The organism is Xylanibacter ruminicola Ga6B6, assembly GCF_000687715.1.
GTDB lineage: Bacteria > Bacteroidota > Bacteroidia > Bacteroidales > Bacteroidaceae > Prevotella > Prevotella ruminicola_B.
The window spans coordinates 46012-70426 of sequence record NZ_JHXD01000002.1; the positions used below are offsets into that span (position 1 = coordinate 46012).

Annotated in this window: 16 protein-coding genes; 10 read left to right on the forward strand and 6 right to left on the reverse strand. The window is 49.5% G+C overall.

Annotated elements, in window-relative coordinates:
- Position 1 precedes the first annotated feature (1 nt).
- Positions 2 to 1252, forward strand: coding sequence for a M16 family metallopeptidase (locus tag T500_RS0101860; protein ID WP_028906709.1), 1251 nt, complete (start codon positions 2 to 4; stop codon positions 1250 to 1252).
- On the opposite strand, the gene T500_RS0101865 is transcribed toward T500_RS0101860, so the two are convergent.
- From T500_RS0101865 to T500_RS0101875, 3 genes are read right to left on the reverse strand one after another with little or no spacing between them, the layout of a single operon-like run.
- Complete coding sequence (locus T500_RS0101865) at positions 1245 to 1739, reverse strand: RNA polymerase sigma factor (RefSeq protein WP_013064192.1); 495 nt, start codon at positions 1737 to 1739, stop codon at positions 1245 to 1247. The genes T500_RS0101860 and T500_RS0101865 overlap by 8 nt on opposite strands.
- On the reverse strand, positions 1732 to 2733 hold the full coding sequence (locus T500_RS0101870) for a glycoside hydrolase family 43 protein (protein WP_013063388.1): 1002 nt from the start codon (positions 2731 to 2733) through the stop codon (positions 1732 to 1734). Before T500_RS0101870 ends, T500_RS0101865 begins: the two co-directional genes overlap by 8 nt.
- Positions 2734 to 2750: 17 nt before the next feature.
- Complete coding sequence (locus tag T500_RS0101875; protein WP_028906710.1) at positions 2751 to 4199, reverse strand: MFS transporter; 1449 nt, start codon at positions 4197 to 4199, stop codon at positions 2751 to 2753.
- A 165-nt stretch (positions 4200 to 4364) separates the two neighbouring features.
- Here T500_RS0101875 and T500_RS0101880 point away from each other — a divergent pair, with 165 nt between their 5' ends.
- The 7 genes from T500_RS0101880 to T500_RS0101910 all read left to right on the forward strand — a co-directional run bounded on the left by T500_RS0101880 (position 4365) and on the right by T500_RS0101910 (position 14481).
- On the forward strand, positions 4365 to 6317 hold the full coding sequence (locus T500_RS0101880) for a sialate O-acetylesterase (protein WP_028906711.1): 1953 nt from the start codon (positions 4365 to 4367) through the stop codon (positions 6315 to 6317).
- An 8-nt stretch (positions 6318 to 6325) separates the two neighbouring features.
- Complete coding sequence (locus tag T500_RS0101885; RefSeq protein WP_028906712.1) at positions 6326 to 7717, forward strand: MFS transporter; 1392 nt, start codon at positions 6326 to 6328, stop codon at positions 7715 to 7717.
- Between the two features lie 94 nt (positions 7718 to 7811).
- Positions 7812 to 9875, forward strand: coding sequence for a PP2C family protein-serine/threonine phosphatase (locus T500_RS16245; protein ID WP_080694751.1), 2064 nt, complete (start codon positions 7812 to 7814; stop codon positions 9873 to 9875).
- Positions 9876 to 9900: 25 nt separating this feature from the next.
- Entirely contained in the window at positions 9901 to 10446 is a 546-nt protein-coding gene (locus tag T500_RS0101895; protein WP_155267392.1) for a hypothetical protein, read from the forward strand.
- A 3-nt stretch (positions 10447 to 10449) separates the two neighbouring features.
- A complete protein-coding gene (locus tag T500_RS0101900) occupies positions 10450 to 12135 on the forward strand; it encodes a nucleoside kinase (RefSeq protein WP_013065035.1) in 1686 nt (561 codons plus the stop codon).
- A 547-nt stretch (positions 12136 to 12682) separates the two neighbouring features.
- Positions 12683 to 13885 (forward strand): VapE domain-containing protein, encoded by a 1203-nt coding sequence (locus tag T500_RS0101905; RefSeq protein WP_028906715.1) that lies wholly within the window; start codon positions 12683 to 12685, stop codon positions 13883 to 13885.
- 152 nt (positions 13886 to 14037) lie between these two features.
- A complete protein-coding gene (locus T500_RS0101910; protein WP_028906716.1) occupies positions 14038 to 14481 on the forward strand; it encodes a DUF6078 family protein in 444 nt (147 codons plus the stop codon).
- 60 nt (positions 14482 to 14541) lie between these two features.
- Here T500_RS0101910 and T500_RS14935 read toward each other — a convergent pair whose 3' ends face one another.
- The 3 genes from T500_RS14935 to T500_RS0101925 are packed head-to-tail and all read right to left on the reverse strand — an operon-like array spanning position 14542 to position 19877.
- Positions 14542 to 16557 (reverse strand): alpha-L-arabinofuranosidase C-terminal domain-containing protein, encoded by a 2016-nt coding sequence (locus T500_RS14935; protein WP_051611825.1) that lies wholly within the window; start codon positions 16555 to 16557, stop codon positions 14542 to 14544.
- 11 nt (positions 16558 to 16568) lie between these two features.
- Positions 16569 to 18980: a beta-L-arabinofuranosidase domain-containing protein gene (locus T500_RS0101920; RefSeq protein WP_230580818.1), complete on the reverse strand. Its 2412-nt coding sequence runs from the start codon at positions 18978 to 18980 to the stop codon at positions 16569 to 16571.
- Positions 18981 to 18992: 12 nt separating this feature from the next.
- Complete coding sequence (locus T500_RS0101925; RefSeq protein ID WP_028906718.1) at positions 18993 to 19877, reverse strand: PfkB family carbohydrate kinase; 885 nt, start codon at positions 19875 to 19877, stop codon at positions 18993 to 18995.
- A 129-nt stretch (positions 19878 to 20006) separates the two neighbouring features.
- Here T500_RS0101925 and T500_RS0101930 point away from each other — a divergent pair, with 129 nt between their 5' ends.
- Together T500_RS0101930 and T500_RS0101935 are read left to right on the forward strand one after the other, a co-directional pair.
- Positions 20007 to 21329, forward strand: a complete 1323-nt coding sequence (locus tag T500_RS0101930) for a glycoside hydrolase family 28 protein (protein WP_028906719.1) — start codon at positions 20007 to 20009, stop codon at positions 21327 to 21329.
- A 42-nt stretch (positions 21330 to 21371) separates the two neighbouring features.
- Complete coding sequence (locus tag T500_RS0101935) at positions 21372 to 24392, forward strand: SusC/RagA family TonB-linked outer membrane protein (protein WP_028906720.1); 3021 nt, start codon at positions 21372 to 21374, stop codon at positions 24390 to 24392.
- Positions 24393 to 24415: the final 23 nt, after the last annotated feature.

Consider the following 24415-nt stretch of genomic DNA (forward strand, 5'->3'; position numbering starts at 1 on the left):
TATGGCAGATTACAATACTTATACCCTTGCCAATGGCTTGCGTATTATCCATAAGCCTTCTGTGGCCGAGGTGGTTTACTGTGGCTACCAGATAGCTGCCGGCACGCGTGATGAGTTGCCTGGCGAGGAGGGTATGGCCCATTTTTGTGAGCATATGACGTTTAAGGGCACTGAGCATCGCAACGCCCTGCAGATTATCAACGGCTTGGAGCAGTTGGGAGGCGACCTGAATGCCTTTACCAATAAAGAGGATACCACTTTTTATGCGGCCGTCCAGAAGGAGCATATCGCAAAAGCCATCTCGCTGCTCACCGATATGGTGTTTCATAGCACTTATCCTCAGCACGAGATCGATAAGGAGGTAGAGGTTATCTGCGATGAGATTGAGAGTTATAACGACTCGCCTGCTGAGCTGATTTACGATGAGTTCGAGAATATGCTGTTCGAGGGTCATCCCTTGGGGCATAACATCCTGGGCAATGCCAATCAGCTGCGTACCTATCAAACAGCCGATGCCTTACGATTTGTAAAACGTAACTACCGTCCTGACAACGCCATATTCTTTGTATATGGTAATGTGGATTTTAAGCGAGTGGTAAGGCTGGTGTCATCGGCGATGATGGGGGCATCTAGCAGTACTAGTATGGCTAGCCCTGCTAGAAGCGCTGGCACAGCCAGCACATCTGGCCGATTCGGCCAGGGGGCTAGAGAGATAACCAAGGATATTGGTTCGCACCAGGCACATGTGATGTTAGGCACACGTAGCTACGACATCCACCATCCTTTGCGTATCCCTTTGTATCTGCTGAATAACATTCTTGGCGGACCCAGCATGAATGCCCGCTTGAACCTGGCTTTACGCGAGCGAAATGGCTTGGTTTATACCGTTGAGAGTACCATGGTAAGCTACAGCGATACAGGTATGTGGAGCATTTATTTTGGTTGCGACCCACACGATGTACGTAAATGCCTCCGCCTGGTGCGCCGCGAATTGGATAAGGTGATGCAGAAACCATTGAGCGACAACGCCTTACAGAAAGCCAAGCAGCAGTTGAAAGGTCAGATAGCCATTGCCTGCGACAATCGCGAACAGTTTGCACTCGACTTTGGTAAGAGTTTCCTGCATTATGGTTGGGAGAAAAACGTTGAAAAGCTGTTTGACAGTATTGATAAGGTAACGATTGACGACGTACAGAAGGTTGCAAACGAGTTGTTTGCTGCCGATAAGCTCTCTACCTTGATATTTAAATAGCTCGCAAGTACTGGCGCATAGCCTTGCGGGCTGTACCTAAGCGATACTCTACGCTCTTGTAGTTCTCGCCTAAGAAATCGGAAATCTCGCTCACCTTCATACCATCGTAGATATGAAGACGATACACTTCGCGACAGTTCTCTGGCAGTCGTGCCAGTCCGCGTTCCAGCTGTTCGGTTATCTCTCTGATAGAGTAAACCGAATCGGCCGAAAGTTCCTCGCTACACACCTCTCGGATATAATGCTCGTAGTCGTTGGCGTAGATACGTCGACGGTAAAAGTCGCATATCATGTGGCGTGCTGTGGTATATGCTAAGGCTGGTAAGGTGGTTTCGGTGATTAATTTGGTGGAAGTGAGCAGACGCAGAAACACGTTCTGAACCACGTCTTCTGCCTCTGCTCTGCCACCAAGACGAGTACTGACGTAAGTCAGCAACTCGTCGCGATGAGTAATGTAATAATTGGTTATAAATTGGTGATTAATCATTCACAACCTTTTGAATAGTGCCATCCTCGTTATAGAACAAACGCTGAACTTTGAGCGAACGCAGATGGGTAATATCGTTAGAAGGTACGCAGTCGTGATAGAACAGGAACCACTCGCCCTTGTACTCTACGATAGAGTGATGGGTAGTCCAACCTACAACGGGATCAAGAATCACACCCTGATAGGTGAATGGTCCATAAGGATTGTCGCCGATACCATAGCACAGCATGTGGCTGTCGCCAGTTGAATAGCTGAAGTAGTACTTGCCGTTGTACTTGTGCATCCATGAAGCCTCGAAGAAGCGGTGAGGATCGCCAGCCTTCAGGGGCTGTCCGTCCTTATCTACCACTACTACGCTACGTGGAGCCTCAGAGAACTGCAGCACGTCGTCGCTCATCTTAACTACAAAGCTCGACAGGGCAGGCACATCAGCAGGTGCAAACAGCTGAGTCTTCTTATCAGCAGCAGGGCCCAGGTCAACACCTTCCTTCACCAGTTTCTCAGGAGCCTGATACCACTGCAGCTGTCCACCCCACAATCCGCCAAAGTAGCAGTAAATCTGTCCGTCGTCGTCTTTAAACACGCTGGGGTCGATAGAGAACGAACCGCGGATAGGCTGATCCTGTGGAATGAATGGACCTTCGGGCTTATCAGCAACAGCTACACCCAGGTGGAATACACCATTGTAGTCCTTAGCCGAGAAAATCAGGTAATACTTACCATCCTTCTCTACGCAGTCGTTATCCCACATCTGCTTCTCGGCCCACTTTACGTCGGCAACATCCAGAATCTTGCCATAATCGGTTACCTCGCCATTCTCTACATCTTCCATAGAGATAACGTGATAGTCTTTCATCTGGAAGTGACCGCCGTCGTCGTCGAAGGCAGCACCAGCCTCCCAGTCGTGTGAGGGATATACATAAAGCTTACCATTAAACACATTAGCAGATGGGTCTGCATAATAATCTTTTGGATAAAGATAGCGTGGTTTCATATTCACATTTTTTATAGTTAATAATCATTATTCTGGTTGGCAATCCTGCGGCGTGCCGACAGTTCTGCCTGCATATTCTCGTTATACTCTTTCGATATGGGGTAATAGTGCAGCGCCACCACACCTACCATAAACAGCATGGCTGGCACAATGCTCGATACCAATCGGATACCCATAGTGGCACTCTCGTTCTGTATGGTAGTTTCGCCACCAGCTACATAGCCGAACATCGAAATGATGATGCCTGCGATAGCGCCTCCAAAGCCTAATCCTAACTTCAGGGCCAGCACGATGCCTGAGAAGCAGAAGCCTGTGGCACGGCGATGACTCTCGTATTCGATATGGTCGGCCACATCGCCAATCATAGCCCACAGCAGTGGGATGGTAGGCGCATAAGCCAATGAGCGCAGGAAGTTAATCACAAACAGCAATCCTACGTCGGTGGGCTCTGGGATATAGAACAGGGCAGTAAGGAAAGCTGTCAGACTCAGACAAACCTTGAAGGTTTTCTTCTTACCAAACTTGTTGGCCAGATAGCGCGACAAGCAAATCACACCAACAAACTGCACGATGGCGCCCATCATATTAAAGGCTGAGAAGCCGATAGAGTAGGCATTATTGAAGTCGAGACTGATGAAATGCGACATAAAATCGTACAGCGACTTCTGATCTACATTGTATTGGAAGTAGAAGTTCATGGCCGATCCCCACATGGCTAATGTGACGAACAGCGCAAATGTGAGTAATGCCATCGCGTTCCACGATACATTCGAAACCGTATTTTTAATGTCCTCTTTCACACTGAGCTGTTGGCGTGGAGGCGGCTGTATGCGCTCTTTCGACACAGCAAACGTGATGATAAAGAAGATAAAGGCGATGCAGGCAAAGATGGCGATGGTGCAACTCCAGCCATGCTGCAAGGTGTGGCCCTCGGCAAAGTGATCTACCAAAGGTAATGTAAGACCTTGCACCACGAACTGCGCAATGGTTACTACCACAAATCGGATGGTAGTAATGCTGGTGCGTTCGCGTATATCGCTGGTCATCACACCGCCTAAAGAAGAATAAGGTATATTATTAAAGGAGTAGGCTGTCATCAGCAACACATAACTGATGGTTGCGTAGATAGCTACCGAACTTTTCTGGTGGATGCCTGGATTATAGAATGCCAACATGTAGAATACGCAGAATGGGATAACGGTCCAAAGCATCCAAGGACGGAATTTACCCCAGCGGGTGTCGGTATGATCGGTAAGCAGGCCGATGGCAGGATCAACGATGATGGCCGAAATGCTGGCTATCATCAGTACCGAGCCTGCAACAGCTCCGTCGAGTCCAAATACATCGGTATAGAACTTCAACTGGAATATCATCATCATCTGGAATACCAAGTTAGCGGCGGCATCTCCTAACGAATAGCCGACCTTCTCACCTAATGATACCTGTTGCGATGATAATTTATTCATATCTGTTGCAAATTAAAACTGCTGCAAAGGTAGTGAAAAATCGGCGAGTTTATATTTTAAATTGTTACAGAAGTTTTTCAAAATGTGTCATTGCATAACAAAATGACTCATTTTGGCGGTTTCATCGCAGATTTTTCTTAATTTTGTGACCTCAAAGCAACAATTATGAAGAAAATTATATTTTTTTGCGCAACACTATTTTGTTTGTCAGTTGCCGATGCAAAAGTAACCATGCCTAAACTGTTCCAGTCGGGTATGGTGGTGCAACGTGGCAAACTCATACCTGTTTGGGGCCATGCCGATGCTGGCGAAACCGTAACCGTACGTTTCAACAAGAAGGTGTATCAAACTACCGCCGATGCCGATGGCCGATGGCGTGTTGACCTGCCTAAGATGAAAGCAGGCGGCCCTTATCAGTTAACGGTCAACGATCAAACGATTGATAATATTCTGGTGGGAGATGTGTGGCTGCTCTCTGGTCAGTCGAACATCGATGTAACCATCGAGCGTGTTTATCCGCAGTACACCCAGGAGATTGATAACTACGAGAACAGTCAGATCCGCTTGTTCCGTGTGCAGAACGAAACCAGCACCCATGGTGTAAAGGAGGATATCCGCCATACTAACATCAACTGGAAACCTGTGAACAAGCAGAATGCCTGGTTGTTCTCGGCTGCCGGCTATTTCTTGGGTAAGCGCATGTTCCAGACCAACAAGGTGCCTCAGGGCATTATTGTTAACAGCTGGGGTGGCACACCTATCGAGGCTTGGATTAGCGAAGATTCGCTGAAGGCCGACTATCCCATGCTGATTAAAAAGCTGCAGATGTATCAGAACGATAATTATGTACGCGCACAAATGCAGGCCAATGGCGCTGCCAACCAGCAGTGGGAAAGCATGCTGAACCAGGCCGACCCAGGTTATGCCGATGTGGCTGTAGATGAAACCTCATGGCAGCAGATTGATCAGAACAACTGGACCTGGCGCGGCACAGGTAGCGTTTGGCTCCGACAGCATATTACGATTGATAAGGAACACGCAGGAAAACCTGCCCGCCTGTTGCTGGGCACGCTTTTTGATCGCGATGTAACCTATCTGAACGGCAAGCAGATTGGACAAACGGGTTATCAGTATCCCCCACGCCGCTATGATATCCCTGAGGGCATGCTGAAAGAAGGTGATAACGTGATTGCCATCCGTTTTATCAATAAGTTCGGCGCTGTGCATTTCATTCCTGAAAAGCCTTACATGTTGTGTTTTGGCGACGACCGCCTGTCGCAGAACCCCATGCCAAAGGATGTGCAGCCACTCAGTCAGCTGTGGAAGATGAAGGTGGGTGCCGAAATGCCCCAGTGCCCCAGCAGCGACGTATCGTTACAGAACCTGCCCACCACACTGTATAATGCCGTGCTGTATCCATTGGCACCTTATGCCATCAATGGCGTGGTATGGTATCAGGGCGAGTCGAATACTGGCAATCCTGCCCCATATGCCGACTATCTGAAAAAGCTGATGGGCAGTTGGCGCAATCGCTGGAACGACCAGCAGATGCCATTTGTGATTGTGCAGTTGGCCAACTACGACGGTCGCCAGCAAACAGGCTTCCCACGCCCCATCACTCCACAGACAGAACCTGTAAACAGCGGTTGGGCACAGCTGCGCGAGGCTCAGCGTGTAGTGGCTAAGGCCGATGCCAAAGCCGAACTGGCTGTGATTAACGACCTGGGTGAGACGGTTGACATCCATCCCCTGCGTAAAAAAGAGGTGGCCGAGCGTATCGGCTTGTGTTTTGATAAGCTCTTATATAATAATAAGGTGAAGCTGTCGCCCGAGGTGGTATCTACCCAGGTGAGTGATGCAGCTATCCAGCTCACACTCGACCAGCCCATACAGGAAGGCGACCTCTATACATTCGAGGTTTGCAACAATGGTAACAATACATACCAGAATGTGCCTGCTGTCGGCAAGGGTAATGTGATTACCCTTCTCGTACCTCAAGCTTCGCAAGCATCAGCCTTGAAAATCCGCTATGCCTGGAAGGACGATCCCAAGCAGGCCAACGTACGCTCGCTGAGCGGACTGCCTATGAGTTCATTCGAATTATCAATTAATAACTAATAAATAATATGAGTACATCTAACGAAACCAAAGGCTTCTACAAGCTTTCGTGGCTCCAGCGCATCGGCTATGGATCGGGCGACCTGGCGCAGAATCTTATTTTCCAGACAGTAGCATGTTACCTCATGCTTTACCTTACTACAGTATTGAAGATTAATCCGGCATTTGTAAGTGGACTGATTCTCTCTGTCCGACTCATCGACTGCTTCTGGAGTCCTGTAGTGGGTCGTTATATCGACAACCGTAACCCTAAGTTGGGTAAGTATCGTGCCTATCTGCTGTATGGTGGTATCCCCTTGACGGCTGCTGCCTGCCTGCTTATGCTGCCTCAGGCCGCTACCTGGTCGCCCAGCATGAAGCTGATTTATGCCACCGTTAGCTATACCGTGCTTAGCATGATCTACTCGGTAGTAAATATTCCTTATGGCTCTATCATGGCCAGTATGACTCGCGATAACGACGAGGTGCTGAAGCTTACATCTACCCGTATGGTATGTGCCAACATCGGTCAGATTGTGGTTCAGGCTGGTTTCCCCATCGGTTTGGCTATGGTAGCTCATACCATGATCGACTGGAACCAGGCTCTGTTCATGGCCATTGGTACCATTCCTGCCTTCGTTATCCTGCCCTCGCTGCCTATGCTGAAGAGCTGGTTGGGTAAGAAGGGTCTGTATTACCTGCTGCTCACCATTGGTTTTGTAGGTTTTGTCATCCTGTTCACCATTGGTAAGTTCTTCGATGTGGCCGAACTCAATACATTGGTACAGACAGCTAAGGTGATGACAGGTGTTGGTCTGCTGGTAGGTTCGCTCATGTGGGCCCTTGTGCCTGAGGTAATTACCGAGGCCGAGTATCGTACAGGCAACCGTCCTGCTGCTACCGTTAACGCTCTGGCTGGTGTAGCCTTCAAGGCTGGTTTCTCAATTGCCGGTTGGATTACCCCACTGGTAATGGGTATGATTGGTTTCGACCTGGCCAGCGAGGAGTCGGCTCTGCCTATCGATCCTACAGCTTGGTTTACCGTTACCTGCGTATTTGCTATTGTAGGTTTTGTACTGCTGCTTTACTGCTTCACAGGTTGTAAGGAGCGCATTGCCACTACACCCGAAAAGCCTGTTACCTATGGCGAGATGTTTGCCGAGTTCAAGGCCAACAAGTGCCTGCAGCTGGTACTCAGCATCTTTGTAACAGTGTTCCTGGCTTCGTTCATCAGCGCACCTGTAAACGCTTATTATACCCACCTGGCTGAGTATTCAGTAACAGCTCAGAATGCTATTCTGGTGTTCACCTGTATCATTCCTGCCGTTCTGTTGATTATCGTTGGAGGTCTTATCTACAAGTATCCTCTTACCGATGAGCGTCTGGACGAGATTAACAAGGAAATCGAGGCTCGTGGATAAAAGAGCGATATTTATAAATTTTTGATGTAATATCTTGCAAGTTTCAAACTTTTTCCGTATCTTTGCCCACAATAAATGATTATTGGGCAGAAGAATGAGCCACAGAACTATTAAACTACTGGCTTGTTTCTCACTAGTGTTAATGCTGGTGGTTGCATGCGGCGAACGGAAAGAAACAGGACTTGAAAAGAATACGGCCGACGGATTAGTCCTTGATGCGTATAAGCATAAGGACTATCCGTTGTTGTTGTCTTTAGCCGATAGTCTTGGTAAGATTGGCGCCATTTCCGAAGTTCAGTCGTACTATTGGAGTGGCTATGCCAGCGACCGCATGGGTAAAAAGCGTACAGCCGAGTATTACTGGAAGAAGGCCGAGAGCGAAGTCGAAAACTTTAATAATTCCGAGCAGGTAGATTATTATGCCAAATCGGCCAGTCATCTGGCTAACCTGCTGAATCTGAAGGGCGACTACGACGGCTCGCTGAAAGAGGCCATCAATGCTGCCGAAAAGCTCGAGGTGTTGGGTTGCGACACCACCACCGATTATGTAAACCTGCTGGTGTTTATCGGTTGCGGACAGGCCCGTTTGCCTGGCATGGAAGAAACCACCAGGAAATCGTTCGAACGCGCTTATAACAAACATCTTGAGCGTATCAGCGCATCACCTACCGAATCTACTTACAAGGGTGCCATTGCAGGCATTGTTAATATGGCTTACTCGTGCAATGCCACCCATCAGTACCAGCAGGCCATGCATTGGTGCGACTGCTATGAAGAGCTGGTAAAAAAATACGAGAAGCTGTTTCCTGCCGACGAGGACTATATCGACAAGCAGCTTGCCCGTTGTAGTATCTATCGTGCCACAGCGCTTGTATCGTTAGGGCAATCGCAGGAGTCGTATCTGGCTTATCTCGACTTCAGAAACACCAAGTTCAGTAAGAGTCCTGAGGGTATCTACGATGCTGGCGAGTACCTGATTGAGGCCAAACAATGGAAAGATGCAGCCGTTTGTTTCCAGCGACTCGATGAGTTGGTAAACAAATATCGCATGGAGTTCTCGATTGAGAATCTCGAAACCTATTATCTGAAGAAGTACGAGGCCAACCTCAAGGCAGGTCGCAAGGACTCGGTTTATGCTATCAGTACCTTTATCTGCGACTCGCTGAGTGTAGCTATCGATCGTGCAAGAGCCGACAATGCAGCCGAACTGGCCACTATCTACAATACCGAGCAGAACGAAACCCGACTGGCCGAGAACAAGGCCAAGCTGATGCGCGAACGTCAGATAGCCGCTGTTGTTACTATTATTCTGATTATCGGCTTCTTTATTGTTTATGCCCTTTACAAGCAAAAGGCTGCTGCCAAGTTGCACAAGGCGCATAACGATCTGAAGGCGGCCTACGACCAGCTCGAGGAAACCACATCGGCCAAGGAGCGTATCGAGAGTGAGTTGCGTATTGCCCGTCACATTCAGGAGTCGATGGTGCCTAACGAGTTCCCACAGCGCTCCGATTTCGATCTCTATGCCTCGATGACAGCTGCCAAGGAGGTAGGAGGCGATTTGTATGACTATCTGGTTATTGGCGATAACCTGTGCTTCTGCGTAGGCGACGTATCAGGTAAGGGAGTGCCTGCAGCGCTCTTCATGGCCCAGGTTATCAGATTGTTCCGTGCCATGGTTAAGCGTAACTACACGCCTGCCAAGTTGGCTACCGAGCTGAATGCCGAACTGAGCGAGCATAACGACGACGGCATGTTTATTACCATGTTTTTCGGTATGGTGAACCTGCGTACCGGCAAGCTCGACTTCTGTAATGCAGGTCATAATCCCCCTATACTGGGCAATGGCAACGAGAGTAGATTCCTGGAGATGGAATCCAATGCGCCTATCGGCCTTTGGGAAGGACTGAAATACGAGGGCGAGGTGATCGATGATATCCGTGGCCACCTGTTCTTTGTATATACTGATGGCCTGAACGAGGCCGAGAACACGAAACTTGAGCAGTTTGGCGACGAACAGGTGCTTAACGTAGTTAAAAGTGCCAGTCAGCTGAATCCACGAGATATGGTAGATACCATGAAGAACGAGGTGAATCGTCATCGCAACGGCGCCGATCCTAACGACGATCTCACCATGCTCTGCCTACATGTAATATAGACTTTTTAAAAAGAGAATATTTGATATGATTAAGTGTAAACATCTTTGTATGATGCTGTTGCTGGCATTATGCACTCTCACAGCTCAGGCTCAGGAAGCCGAGCTTATTCGTAATGGCGATTTTGAATTAACCCCCAGGGTTGAAAAAGGTGCTAATGCCACCACCGCTTGGGATAGCCGCAAGCCCGTAGTAGTGGTTCATGTTGATCCTGTTAGTGCCGATAATCCTTGCTATGCCGTCATCTGCTGCGACACCATCTATAACCAGGGTTTTGATGGTATCCCTGTAGTCGAGGGCACCAAGTACGATTTCTCAGTATGCCTGCGCAATCTGCCTGCCTTGAAGGAAGAGGACCGTGTGGAAGGCTGCAAACTGCTGATTATCCAGCTGGTTGATGAGCAGCGCCAGCCCCTGGCCGAGGCTACCATCCGTGCCAAAGGCAACCAGTGGCAGCAGTATCACGCTGTGTTTACGGCTCATGGTAGCTGTGCCAAGGCCCAGTTGGCTATTGTGGGCGTTGGTTGCCAAAAGATAGCTATCGATAAGGTAAGTATGAAAAAACACCAGTAGAGTATGTTACATATCCGTTGCAAGAATAACAACATCACCAAGAGTTTCCCTGAAGGCACATCGTTGGCCGACGTTTATCAGGCGTTTGCCAGCGAACTTAATTTTAAGTATCCAGTAGTATCGGCCAAGGTCAACAACGCCTCGCAAGGCCTGAAGTTCCGTTTGTATCAGAATCGCGACGTAGAGTTCCTTGATGCCCGTAGTGGTTCAGGTCGTCGTGTTTATACCCGTTCGCTGTGCTTTGTGCTCTACAAGGCCACCAGCGATGTGTTCCCTGGTAGCAAGCTCTACATGGAGCACCCCATCTCAAACGGCTACTACTGCAACTTTAAAAAGAAAAACAACGAGCCCCTGACGGATGAGGATGTGCAGAAAATCTGCCAGCGCATGAAGGAGATTGTAGATCTCGACCTGCCCTTCCGCCGTACCGAGGCCACTACCGACGAGGCTGTACGTGTGTTCAGCGAGCGTGGTTTTGCCGATAAGGTAAAGCTGATTGAAACCAGCGGTCAGATATATACCGATTATTATATGCTGGGCGATACCGTAGATTATTACTATGGTCCGCTGGTGCCATCGGCAGGCTTCCTCAAGGTGTGGGGCCTGGAGCGCTATCACGACGGCCTGTTGCTGCGTGTGCCCGATAAGAACGATCCTACCAAGCTGGCCGAGAAGGTTGACATGCCTCGCACGTTCGAGGTGTTTGCCGAAAAGGTGCGCTGGGATATCATCATGCGCCTGTCGAATGCCGGCGATGTCAACAAGGCCATCCTGCGTGGCTATGGCTCCGAGCTGATTCAGGTGAGCGAGGCTCTGCAGGAAAAAAAGATTGTAAAGATTGCCGAGGAGATCGACCAGCGTTTCCGCGACCCAGAGAATCCCATCCGTATAGTCCTCATTACAGGACCGTCGAGCTCAGGTAAATCCACCTTCTGTAAGCGTCTTTCTGTACAGTTGCTGGCCTGCGGTTTGCGCCCCTATTCGTTCTCAACCGACGATTACTTTGTGAACCGTGTCGATACCCCCAAGCTGCCTAACGGTCAGTACGACTTTGATAATATAGAGACCGTAGATTACAAGCTGCTGGGCGAGCACCTGGAGCGCCTGATGAAGGGCGAGGTAGTAGAAGTGCCCCAGTATAACTTTGTAACTGGTAAGCGCGAGTGGAATGGTAAGAAGTTTAAGTTGAGCAACGATAGCGTACTGATTATCGAGGGTATCCACGCCCTGAATCCCCTGCTCACCAAGCAGATTCCCGATTCGGCCAAGTATAAGATCTATATCTCAGCCCTTACCAGTATCTCGCTCGACGATCATAACTGGATTCCCACCCAGGACAACCGTCTGCTGCGCCGCATCATTCGCGACTACAACAAAGGAGCCTTCTCGGCTCGTGAGACTATCAGTCAGTGGCACAGCGTGTGCGAGGCCGAGGATCAGTGGATAGTACCTTTCCAGGAAACAGCCGATGTGATGTTTAATTCGGCCCTCAACATCGAGTTTGCCGTGTTGCGCACCCATGCCGAGGTCATCCTCGCGTCAGTTCCCAAAAACTGCCCGGAGTATGCCGAAGCCCATCGCCTGTTAAAGTTCCTGCACTACTTTATCCCCATCAGCGATAAGGAGATTCCCCCCACTAGCATCATGCGTGAGTTCGTTGGTGGCAGCAGCTTCAAATACAGGGGCTAAATTTCCCATTAGTGGAACGCGATGTTCCCAGGTTGGGAATGAAACGTTCCCAGGTTGGGGACAAAACATTCCCAAGTTGGGTAATCGGCTTGCCGCTTCGCTTGTCGAAGAATCTTTTTTGCGCTTTTATTGGCGATATCAATGGCGTCGGCTTGCACTATCTACAACGTTTTTATTGTAAATTCCTCCATCTCTCAACAAATCTCTCAAAACCCGCATAAACACTGGTGTTTTGAGAGATGAGAGATTCTCATAATCCCTCCCTGATCTCTCCCTCATCCCTCCCTCCATCTCTCAATACCATCCAAATTTTAACATTTCAAGAAAAATAGAAAAAAACGACCGAAACATTTGCAAAACGCGATTTTTTTTAGTATATTTGCGTTCGAAAACGCGAAACTGCTCACGCTCGGCAATTGGTGCAAGCACCATTGCTCTCGCTTAATCGCAGCTTTGCACCAAAAACGCACGCTGCAGAAAGCGCGCCAAAAACCGGACCTAAGGAGAAAGACTAAAGGAAGAGGTTAAACATTAAAATTTTTTTCATATGTCAGAAAATTGTATTACTACCAGTGAGGCAAATAACGCTTCACAGGAGGCAACGCTCGCCATCGAGCTGTTCCTCAACGAGAATTACGTGTTCCGCCGAAACACCCTAAACGGCAAGGTGGAATATGCTGTGCTGCCTAAAGCAGATGTGTTCCGACCTCTAACCAAGGAGGCCCTGAACAGTATCGTGATTCGTGCCAAGCGCGAACAGATACTGGAAAAGGGAAGTCCTAAGACAGAGATAACGGAATATGTGGAATCTGAGGAGGTGCCTGAGTATAATCCTGCGCAGGCATTCCTGACTACTCTACCCAAATGGGATGGACAGAACCATATCGCCAGGATTTTTGGTCGCATACCTGGCATCAGTTCTGAGCAGCTAAACTATCTCACCATCTGGCTCCGTTCTGCCGTGGCTCATTGGTTGCAGATGGATATGCTGCATGGCAACGAGTGTGTACCTACGTTTATAGGCGCTCAGGGTTGTGGTAAGACCACCTTTGTGCGTCGACTGCTGCCCCTTGAACTACGTGAGTATTATCTCGACCACCTGAACCTGAGCAATAAGTTCGATAAGGAGATGGCGCTTACCAACAATCTCATTGTGAATCTGGACGAGCTCGAGGCCATTGGCGTTAAACAGCAGTCGAAGCTTAAGCAGACGCTGTCGGTAAGTAAAGTGAATGGTCGTCCCATCTTTGGTCGTACCCAGCAGGATCGCCCTCGATTCGCATCGTTTGTGGCAACCACCAACAATCCTCACCCTCTGACCGACCCTACAGGTAGTCGTCGATACATCTGTATCCAGATTCCTGACGGGCACCTGATTAATAATGAGGGCGACATCGACTATCTGCAGCTATATGCTCAGGTGGTTTATGAGCTACAGGAGCTAAAGGCTCCCTACTGGTTCAGTAACGATGAGGTGGCCCGCATACAGCAGTTGAATCAGGACTTTATGGAACAGAAGGACCTGGGCGAGATGTTTGTGGCATGTTTCCGCCATCCTGAAGAAGGTGAGGTACCTAAGGCGATGAATTGCGACCAGATGATAGTTGTGATGCAGAAGAGCTATCCTTCGCTCACCAATACCATCGGCAACAAGGTTCGACTGGGTAAAACCATCAAGGCGCTGGGTTTTAAGCACAGGGAGCGTGCTCATATCTCGTACTACGATGTGATGCCTATTAAGGTGGCATAGAGATGTAGGGAGAGATGACATGAGAGATTAGGGAGAGATGAGGGAGGGATAAAAACCATCTCTCATCGCCCGAATCACCAGTGTTTATGCGGGTTTTGAGAAATTTGTTGAGAGATGAGTGATTTTTTATTAATAACTAAAAAGATACGAATATGGAAGAGAAAGAACTAAAAGCAGAAAATGTTCCTGGGAGCTATGCCCTGTGTTTTAATGGCGAGTGTGGTAAAAAAGATACGTGCATGCACTATCAGGCCATGCTACTGAAGCGAGGCGAACGTGGTTGTGGCATGGCCATATATCCTACAGCCTGGCAGGATGGCGAGTGCTGCTACTATCGTGAGAAGAAACTGGTACGGAAGGCCTGGGGATTCAGTCAGCTGTACAAGAACGTGGACAAGTATCATAAGGCCGAGGCGCGCCAGAGTGTAAGCTCATTCTTTGGCCGTGGCAACGGACCATATTATCGTGCCCATCATGGCGAGCTACTGCTCACACCCGAGCAGCAGGAGGGCATTATGAACATCATTGCCCAGTTTGGTCCCATCGACGATATTAAATTCGATCACTACAAAACCGATTGGGATTTTGATTACTAAGAAAAAAGGCTTGCTCAAGAATTCCCGAGCAAGCCTTTTGATTTTTATGTTTAGCTGATGTTACAGCTGGTACTGCAGCATCACCATTGAGTAGGGGGCCAGGTCGAGGGTGAACTTCTTCTGGGCCTTGAGCTGCTCTTTCTTGGGAGCGATGGGCTGGGCGTCGAAGTTGTTCTCGTCGTTGGGCTGACCTGTGAGGGTGGTCTTGGTGGCCAGCTTCTTAATGCCAAAGCGGCTCAGGTTGATGTTGGCCTTCTTGGCATCAGCGCTGGCGTTAACAAGCTTAACAAACAGCTGGCGGGTCTTGGTGTTAAGGATCACACTCTGACCGTAGTGTACACCCTCCATAGGCTGGATGGCATCGGCAGCGTCGCCCTCAAACTTCACACAGTCGCCATAGTAGTAGTTACCGCTCGACTGTCCGAACATCTGCTGTACATAGTAGCTGCAGGTAAGGAATGGGCGCTCGTTGTCGTAGTAAATCAGGTCGGGGTTCCACTGGGTACCGTTCTTGCGGGCAAACAGGGGAGCGTAAGATGTCATAGCTACTACATCGCCGTTGCGCTCTACGTGCAACAGATACAGACCCTCGGCCAGGGCGTCGATCAGCTTCTTATCCTTAGCGGCATACTCACCCAGATAGACCTTGGTCTTGCGGTCGCGGGGATAGCTGTCGTACTGGCGCTTGTTCAGGAAGTAGGTGTTGGGCTCGTAGTAGTGCTCGTCGAGGATAGGCATATTGAGCTCTTCGGCCAGCTTCCAACCGTTCTGATAGTCGCCGTTATCGGCATGCGAGCCAGGACCGGCTGTACCCACAATCACAATCTCGGGATGAGCCTTGGTGACACGCTCGTAGATATACTTGAAGCGCTCGCAGAACTCGGGCGAGATGCGCTCCTCGTTACCAATACCAAGGTATTTGAGGTTGAAGGGCTTGGGATGACCTGCCTCGGCACGCATCTTAGCCCACTTGTTGGTGGCGGGATCACCATTGGCCCATTCGATCAGGTCGATACACTCGTCAACCCACTCGTCCATCTCGCTCATGGGGACTACATCTTGAGCCTGGCCTTTCATGCCCCAACCACCGTTGGCGCCCTGACAGCTGACGCCGGCAGGCAGGATGGGCAGAGGCTCCATACCCAGATCCTCGCAGAACTGGAAGTACTCGAAATAGCCCAGACCTACACTCTGGTGATAACCCCAGGTGTTCTTGAGTTGGCGGCGTGTTTCCTTAGGTCCGATAGTGGTCTTCCAGCGATAGGTGTTCCAGAATCCGTCGCCACCACCGTGAACCACGCATCCACCAGGGAAGCGCATGAACTTTGGATGCAGGTCGGCCAGGGCCTGAGCCAGGTCTTTACGCAGGCCGTGGCCCTTATATGTATCTTCGGGCATAAGCGATACCACATCGATATCCATATCACCCTTGGTAAGTACCAGAATCTGCAGGGCAGCCTGCTTGCAGTCGGCATTAGGTGTGAGCACAGCCTCGAACTTCTTCCAATCGCCGTTGCTTACGTCGAAGGTTGTTTCGGCCAGCAGTTTGGGATCCTTTGGTGGCCAGCCCTTTACTGGCTCAATCAGTACCACACGTACCTGCTTGGCATCGCCTTTTACGTTGCGCATAAAGGCCGAGAAATCGTACTTCTCGCCAGCCTTAACTGAGATGCCGTCGAAACCGTCGTTCTGAATGCCGAAGCCAGTCCAACCTGTGTAATCGTAATACTGGTTGGCGCGCTCGCAGTGCAGGCGCATATAGGTGGCATTGTTGGCATGAACGGGGTTGTCCATTCGGGGCTGGATATAGCCGGTAGAGTGACCAGGACGGGTGATGCGCCAGGCAGTGCCGGGGCCCCAGCCGTCGCGCTCAACGGGTGAGAACTCGAAGGCGCCGTTCTGAATAAGCTCGGCATAGAGTCCGCCATCGGCAGAGTTGTTAATGTCTTCAAAGAAGATACCAATGAGCTCGTTGCTGATGGCCTTGCCGCCAGCAGGGGCTTTCACTGGCTTCTGGGCGTTAAGACCCATGGTGGCTGCTGCAAGGGCAGCACAGAGAATTGAACGTTTGTACATAGTTGATAATATTATTGATTGTTACTAATTAGTCTCACTTCGTAAATCTCGCCAACTTGCTTGTGGGGCTTGGCCACGAATTTGATGCGCACCTGCTTCTTGCCCTTGAGCAACTGGGCGGGGATGGGATACTCCTCGAACTTGAACTGTGAGGTGCGATACTTGCCGACGAGGTTAACGGTGGTTACCAGCGCGTCATCTACAAAGATATCGAACTCGGGATTCTTCCAGTCGCCTACCCCCCAGTATTTCAGGCGCAGACTCAGGTCGGTCTTGCCGCCCGTCTGCATCAGATAGCTGAAATAGTGACCATCGCGGGCATCGCGGAAGAACACGTCGTTTGTGTTGCCCACGGTCGATTGGTCAGTCTCCATAAAGTGGTCGCTCTCAGGCTGTTGCTCGCCTGGCTGCACCTTGTCGGTGGTGCGGGCCTCGAGTGCCTGGCGCTCCTGCTCCTGCTTGGCCAGATTGGCCAGATAGTCCTTGTAGCTATCCTCAGAGAGCGCCAACCAGTACATCATGTAACGGGCATCGTGCAGCTCGAAGAAAGGCATCAGCTCGCCCTCAATCTTATTTACCATCTTGGTGCTGAGGTTGAAGTGCAGGGGCTTGCCTGCTATGGGTTGCAGCTGGTTGGCGATGCTCTCCACATCTTTGTTAACCAGGATAGGGGCCTGGTCGATAGGCAGTTTTTTGCCTGTGGCCAACTGGCCGAATCGGCTGTCGTCGGCTATCAGGTGTGCCAAATCCTCTGTGCCTGTCTTCATGGCCAGCATGATAGGACCATGCATCAGGGCGATATACTGTGGCATATTGGGCAGATACTTCACACTGTTGTACATGGGGAACTGGATATCTATTACATCGCCCTTCTTCCACTGGCGATTGATGGCTACATAGCTTGATGGACCAGTGACGATGCTCACAGGCTTGCCATTCACCTTAACGCTGAACTGGCCTGGCTTTACCCAGCCGGGGTAGCGCACCATGATGGGTGTTGGCTGTTTGGTGTTGGATGATTGCGTGATGGTGATACGGCTGTTCTCGCTATAAGGGAAACTGGTTTCCTGGCGCAGGGTGATGCCTTTGGCTTTCCAGTTAAGCTCTGAGGCCACAAACAGGTTCACAAACAGGGCATCGCCGCTGTGAGTGTAGATAAACTGGTTGTACTTGCCATGATTCTCCATGCCTGTGCCCACGCAGCACCACATGGCCTCGTTGGGAGCCGAATAGTTGCGGTAGTGGCGCGGACGGGCTGAAGTGAAATATACGTAGCCGCCATGCTCAGGGTGCTGGGTTGAGAGTATATGATTGAAGGTAGCCAGCTCGAAGAAGTCGGCATAGCGGGCTTCGGGGTTGCGACGATGCAGATCCTCGGTGAGCTTCAGCATATTGTTGGTGTTACAGCTCTCAGGACCGTCGATATCCTGCACAAAGTCCTGACAAGCCTCGCGACTGGGGAAGTGCTCACGACGACTGTTGCCACCAAAGGCCAGTGTGCGCTCGCCTGTTACGATATCCCAGAAGTAGGCGCCTGCAGTGTGGTAAGCCTCGTCGCCACTCAGCTCGGCAATACGCTCAAAACCTATCACCTTGGGCACCTGGGTGTTGGCATGCATGTTGTCGAGCACGTCGCGGCGCTGCATCAGCGGGTTCAGCAGGCGGCGATGCGAGAATCGACGGGCCACATCCAGATATTTCTGCTCACCAGTGATGGCGTAGGCATCGGCCAGCACCTCGTTCATGCCACCATGCTCGGTATCCAGCGCGCGCTCCATCTGAGCATCGGTGAGATTGGCTGTCAGGTCGATGGCCCAGTCGCAGAAGCCCAGAAAGAGCTTCTTGGCCTGCTCGTTGCCACAATAAACCCACGCGTCGCGAAGGCCGGCATACATCTTGTGTATATTATAGAAAGGAACCCACGCGCCAAAGTAGGGGCCGAAGTTTCCTTTCTTAAAGTTGCTCCAGATACGGTCGCTGCCGGGCACACCGCCCACATAGCCACGGCCCCAGTCGGGGTGGTTCTTGGCATTGGCATCGGCACAGGCCTGCAGCTCGCTAATCCAGTACTCCATGCGCTCGCGGCACTCTTGGCTGCCAGTAGCAGCATTGATGGCCATCGCAGTCAGATAGTGGCCGCCCACGTGTCCGTCAAGTCCGTCCCAGTTGGGGTACGACTTGCCTTTGGGGGTTAGTCCGGCCTCTTTCAGATAAGGTGCCAGCAGGCGGTCGTTGTCGTACTTCAGCAGCGTCTCGATGTTCAAGTCGCGCGCATGCTTCAGCGGACCGTTTAGCAGGGTTACATCCCCTAAGGGAAACTCGTTGGCATACAGCCTGTCTTGGGCTTGACTACTGCCAGCTGCCAATGTCAGCAGCACGGATAGTAGCAGGCCTCGTGAATGGTTGTTAAATAGGTACATCATTTGTTATAGTTGTTATTGATTGTTCTTGATAATCTGGCGCACATCGTCGATGCTGTGGGCAAAGGGGCCTGTGTGTTCCAGCTTCAGCGTGCACATGGCGGCTGCAAACTGACCGCTTTCTATATAGCTCATCCCCCTGGCACGGGCATACAGATAGCCTGCGCTGTAGGTGTCGCCACAGCCTGTGGCATCAACCTGTTTGGCAGGCGGATAGGCAGGGGTTTCGTAGAACTGTCCCTCGGCATAGATCACCGATCCGCCACCACCTAAGGTGATAATCACCTCGCGCACTCCCCAGTCGTTAATCTGCTGGGCGGCCTCGTAAGGGTCGGTCATGTTCGTCAGCGTCTGGCACTCCCACTCGTTTACCTTCAGGATAGCTGTGTGCTTCAGCAGGCGCAGCTTGTCTGTCCATTCGCAGGCGCGCACTTCTTCGCCTACCACCTTGCGCAGATAGCCCTGAACGTCGATGCTCACATCGCCCTTGGTGGCCAAATACTCCACAATCTCAGGTGCAAAGTCGTCGGCCAGCAGCGTGCCAAGATGAAACACGTGTGCCTGCTCGTCCTTCAGTTCGTTAAGCGTAAACGGAGCCGACTTGGCCAGTACCCGCTGTGTGCGGTTGTCCATGTTGATGCCATACTTGTTCTCAAAAAACACGTTGGTATCGCTCTCATAGGCAGTAACCTTGATGCCTGCCTGGCGAAGTTTCTCAACTTCGGGCATCACCTCGCTGCTAACCGAGGTGATAAGGTGGAAATTAACGTCATGGGGCAGTGCCTGGATAGCCCACGCCATATAGTAGGCCGAACCGCCTGCGCAGTGTGTGGTTATGGGGGGTACCTGCGTAATGATCCTGTCACGAGTGATATGTCCGATACAGCAAATATCTGTCATTTTGTTGACTTTTGATTGAATATATTCTTTATTTCGGTGCAAAGATAACATTTTTTTCTAAATATTTTGTTTTATTCGAGAAATATACTATCTTTGCATTCGGAATTATTCGTTACTACTAAGAAATAAATGACGAAAAGAACATTTTTGCAGGTTTTCCTGCTTTGGATGACAATGATGTCAGCAGCGGCACAGACGGTTTACGATGTGACGGCAGCAGGAGCTATAGGTGATGGTATCGCAGACGATGCCCAGGCCATTCAGCGTGCTATCGACCGCTGTTCGGCTGAGGGTGGCGGTCGCGTACTGTTACCTCGTAATCATACCTTCATGGCTGGTCCTATTCAGCTTAAGAGCAATGTTGAGCTTTATCTGGAAGCTACTGCCACCCTGAAGGCAAACCCCAATGAAAGTATTTACCACCTGAGCGCCTTTGGTGAGAATCGTGGCGAGGGTATGCTGTGGCTTTGGGCCGAGCATGCTGAGAACCTCAGCATCTGTGGTAAGGGCACCATTCATGGTAACGGTATCGCTTTTATGGGTGCCGAGCTGAGCGATAGCTACGAGCTGAAACCGCTGAAGGATCAAACTTTTGATCCCCGTCCACATGTGCTCACACTTACCGATGTAAAGAACCTCACCATTCGCGATGTAACCATTAAGGAGGGCGCTTACTGGACCGTTCACCTGATTGGTTGTGATGAAGCAGTGATTGATGGCATCAACTTATTGAATAACTTGAAAATCCGCAATGGCGATGGTATTGATATCGACCATTCAAAACACGTGCGTATCGCTAACTGCCATATCACCAGTGGCGATGACTGCATCTGCTTGAAAAACCGTCGTGAGTTCGAACAGTATGGTTCGTGCCACGACATTACTGTTACCAACTGTGTGATGTCGAGCCGCTCGTGCGCCATCAAGATTGGTAGCGAGAATATGGACTCTATCTATAACGTGGTGTTTGATAACTGCATTATCACAGGTTCGAACCGTGGTTTGGGCATCCAGAATCGCGACGAGGGAACCGTTACCGATGTGGTGTTCTCGAACATCCAGTTGGATTGCCGCCTGTGGAGCGATGTGTGGTGGGGTAAGGCCGAGCCTATCTATGTGACCAGCTATCCACGTGCCAACGGCAATCATAAGGATGCCAACTGGCGATTCCCCAAGGGGCAGATTGAGGGTCGTTGCGGCGAGGTGAGTCGTATCTACTTCAATAACATTACCAGCACCAGCGAGAATGGCTGCTTTGTAGGTGGCGACGTGCCTGGCAAGGTAAAGGACATCTATTTTAATAATGTACGCGTACGACTTCAGGGTGAAGGTTCGCGTAGTATGGATAAGAGGCCTTGCAAGGGCGAGGGCTTTATCAAGGCTGACCTGAAAGCTATGCAGGCCATGCAGGTACCCCTGATAACCGAAAACGCTATTGTAGAAATAAGATAAAACTTTTAATATTCTTTTTATACTAACTTTTAATTAATGATTATGCAAAAGATCCTAAATCTCAAGCAAGGAACTCAGAAGGCCATGTTCTTCGTGTTCTTTCTGTTGTGCAGTACAGTGATGCTGGCACAAAACAAGGTGTCGGGAACTGTACTGGACGCAACCGGTGAGCCTCTCATTGGCGTAAGCGTTCTGGAAACGGGCACCAACAATGGTGTAGTGACCGATTTCAATGGTGACTTTACGCTGACCGTAAAACAAGGAGCTAAGCTTACATTCTCGTATGTAGGTTATCTTTCTCAGACTCTTGCCGCTACCAATGGCATGAAGGTAACTCTCGAAGAGGACAACAAGGTACTGAACGAAGTTGTAGTAGTAGGTTATGGTACCATGCGCCGTAAGGATGTTACCTCATCTATCACAACTGTTAAGGCCGAGGATCTGAACCGTGGTGTATTTACCGACCCAGGTCAGATGCTGCAGGGTAAGGTGCCCGGACTGGTTGTTTCTTCAACAGCCGACCCAAATGGTTCACCAACCATCACGTTGCGTGGTGCTTCTACACTGCGTACAGGTGCTATGTCGCCATACTATGTTGTAGATGGTATTCCTGGTGTTGATATCTCTATTGTATCTCCTGATGATATCGAGAGCATCGATGTGCTGCGTGATGCTACAGCTACAGCTATCTACGGTTCGAAGGCTGCCAACGGTGTGATCATCATTACTACCAAGAAGGGTGATAAGGAGAGAACCAACGTTACCTATAATGGTTATGTGGCTTTTGATCATATCCTGAAAAAGTATGATGTTGCTTCAGCTTCTGACTTGCGTCAGTATGCCTCTAAGAATGGCGTAACTCTGAAGGATGGTGGTGCTGATGTTAACTGGCAGGATGAGGTGTTGCGTACAGGTATCAGCCATAATCACAATGTGGGCATCAATGGCGGTAACGGACGTACCAACTATATGATTAGTGGTAACCTGATGAAGCGTGAAGGTGTTATTAAGATGACAGGTATGGATCGTTTCAATTTACGTTCACTTGTTTCTACTAAGACGCTGAAGGATCGCCTCACTCTGTCGATGAGTTTGAATGCTATGTATGGTAAGCACTTTGGTGTACCTACAGGTGACAAGGGTGCTTCTGTTCTCGATGCGATGAACTACTACTCGCCAACCAATCCTATCAGAGAAGCTGATGGAACTTGGTCAATTGGTAAGGGATCAAAGAACTACAACCCACTGGCTCTGATGGAGGAGAATATCTCTGAGACCATCTGGAAGCGTAACCAGTTTATCGGTAAGGCCACACTTGAGATTCTGAAGGGCCTCCTTTGGAATGTAAACTATTCTTGGAGCAACTATCAGAGCACATATAGTGCATACAATACTCGCGATTCTCAGATTGAGGGTGTTGGTAATAAGAATGGTCAGGCCAGCCGTAATACCTATTTTGGTTACGAGCAGACCTTTGAGACCTATCTGAACTACGGCTTTACAACAGGTAAGCACAAGGTTGACCTGATGGCCGGTTATACTTGGGAGAAGAAAAAGAACAATGATGGTTTCGGCCTGAGTGTTGAGGGGTACTATAATGATGACCTGACATGGTATAATATGTCGTATGCACAGACTATTCTCGGTGTTCAGAACTCTGTATCAAGTGGCTATGTTGAGAATGTAAAGAATATCTCGTTCTACGGACGTGCTAACTACTCGTTCGATGGCCGCTACATGCTGCAGGCTACTATTCGTCGTGATGGTTCTTCAGTATTTGGTAAGAACAACCGCTGGGGTACCTTCCCATCAGTATCTGCTGCTTGGAATATTACAGAGGAAAGCTTCATGAAGGATCAGAAGATTTTTGATAACCTGAAGTTGCGTGCTGGTTATGGTGTATCAGGTAATGCTATGGGCTTTGATATTTATTCTTCATACGAAACTTATGGAGCTTCTGGTACATTTACCTATGATGGTAAGACCTATCGTACATATGCAGCTACCAAGAACGCTAACCCTGATTTGAAGTGGGAATCAACATCGATGTTGAACATCGGTTTGGACTTTGCTTTCTTGAGAGGCCGCATTAATGGTACTATCGAGGTTTATAATAAGAAAACTAAGGATCTGATCTGGGGCTATCCTGTTTCTACTACAGAACATGTATACGGTTATATGGATGCCAATGTGGGTGAGATGACCAATAAGGGTATTGAGTTCTCGATTAATGCCGTTCCTGTTCGTACTAAGAACTTTACATGGAGCACCACTATCAACCTGTCGCACAATAAGAACAGAGTTGACAAAATGCAGAACGAGACCTATCATACAACTAACCTGACTCAGGGTGATCCTGACGTAGCTGGTGTTGCTGGAAACGGATGGACACAACGCATTATGGAAGGACAACCTATTGGTACATTCTACACCTATTTGTATGCAGGTACAGTGAAACGTACAGATTCTGATGGAAATATTATTGAACGCTCTGAGTATTACGTTCTTGATGAGAATGGAAATAAGACTGGTGAAACTACCAACAATCCTAGTGTAAAAGATCGTGCTATCACAGGTTGCGCTCAGCCTAAGCTGAATGCTGGTTGGAACAATACCCTGACCTATAAGGATTGGAGTTTGAACGCCTTTATTACTGGTGTATTCGGTAATGATGTTTACAACAGCCCACGTGCTCACTACACCAGTGCACAGTTGTTCTCTGACGGTAAGAATGTACTGAAGGAGTTCTTGTCTAACCCCGCTGGCGATGCTTCTGGCTCTCTGCCATCAGATCGTTATATTGAGAAGGGAACATACGTTCGTTTGCAGTCGCTCTCTCTGAGCTATACATTCCGCAACTGTTTCGACAACTGGATCCAGGATCTTACCCTCTATGGTACAGCTAACAACCTTCTTACTATCACCAACTACAAGGGACTCGATCCTGAGGTTAACCTTGGTGGTATCGACCCAGGTATCGACTACCGTTGGAGTCGTTTCCCACACGCACGTACCTTCATGGTTGGTGTGAAGATTAACTTTGGCGATGGCAAGAAGAAATAAAGTTATTATCATTTAATAAGATT

What these genes read in the sequence shown, in the direction of transcription:
- T500_RS0101860 (WP_028906709.1), top strand. Translation starts at nt 2, where the DNA reads ATGGCAGATTACAATACTTATACCCTTGCCAATGGCTTGCGTATTATC.
- T500_RS0101865 (WP_013064192.1), bottom strand. Translation starts at nt 1,739, where the DNA reads ATGATTAATCACCAATTTATAACCAATTATTACATTACTCATCGCGAC.
- T500_RS0101870 (WP_013063388.1), bottom strand. Translation starts at nt 2,733, where the DNA reads ATGAAACCACGCTATCTTTATCCAAAAGATTATTATGCAGACCCATCT.
- T500_RS0101875 (WP_028906710.1), bottom strand. Translation starts at nt 4,199, where the DNA reads ATGAATAAATTATCATCGCAACAGGTATCATTAGGTGAGAAGGTCGGC.
- T500_RS0101880 (WP_028906711.1), top strand. Translation starts at nt 4,365, where the DNA reads ATGAAGAAAATTATATTTTTTTGCGCAACACTATTTTGTTTGTCAGTT.
- T500_RS0101885 (WP_028906712.1), top strand. Translation starts at nt 6,326, where the DNA reads ATGAGTACATCTAACGAAACCAAAGGCTTCTACAAGCTTTCGTGGCTC.
- T500_RS16245 (WP_080694751.1), top strand. Translation starts at nt 7,812, where the DNA reads ATGAGCCACAGAACTATTAAACTACTGGCTTGTTTCTCACTAGTGTTA.
- T500_RS0101895 (WP_155267392.1), top strand. Translation starts at nt 9,901, where the DNA reads ATGATTAAGTGTAAACATCTTTGTATGATGCTGTTGCTGGCATTATGC.
- T500_RS0101900 (WP_013065035.1), top strand. Translation starts at nt 10,450, where the DNA reads ATGTTACATATCCGTTGCAAGAATAACAACATCACCAAGAGTTTCCCT.
- T500_RS0101905 (WP_028906715.1), top strand. Translation starts at nt 12,683, where the DNA reads ATGTCAGAAAATTGTATTACTACCAGTGAGGCAAATAACGCTTCACAG.
- T500_RS0101910 (WP_028906716.1), top strand. Translation starts at nt 14,038, where the DNA reads ATGGAAGAGAAAGAACTAAAAGCAGAAAATGTTCCTGGGAGCTATGCC.
- T500_RS14935 (WP_051611825.1), bottom strand. Translation starts at nt 16,557, where the DNA reads ATGTACAAACGTTCAATTCTCTGTGCTGCCCTTGCAGCAGCCACCATG.
- T500_RS0101920 (WP_230580818.1), bottom strand. Translation starts at nt 18,980, where the DNA reads ATGATGTACCTATTTAACAACCATTCACGAGGCCTGCTACTATCCGTG.
- T500_RS0101925 (WP_028906718.1), bottom strand. Translation starts at nt 19,877, where the DNA reads ATGACAGATATTTGCTGTATCGGACATATCACTCGTGACAGGATCATT.
- T500_RS0101930 (WP_028906719.1), top strand. Translation starts at nt 20,007, where the DNA reads ATGACGAAAAGAACATTTTTGCAGGTTTTCCTGCTTTGGATGACAATG.
- T500_RS0101935 (WP_028906720.1), top strand. Translation starts at nt 21,372, where the DNA reads ATGCAAAAGATCCTAAATCTCAAGCAAGGAACTCAGAAGGCCATGTTC.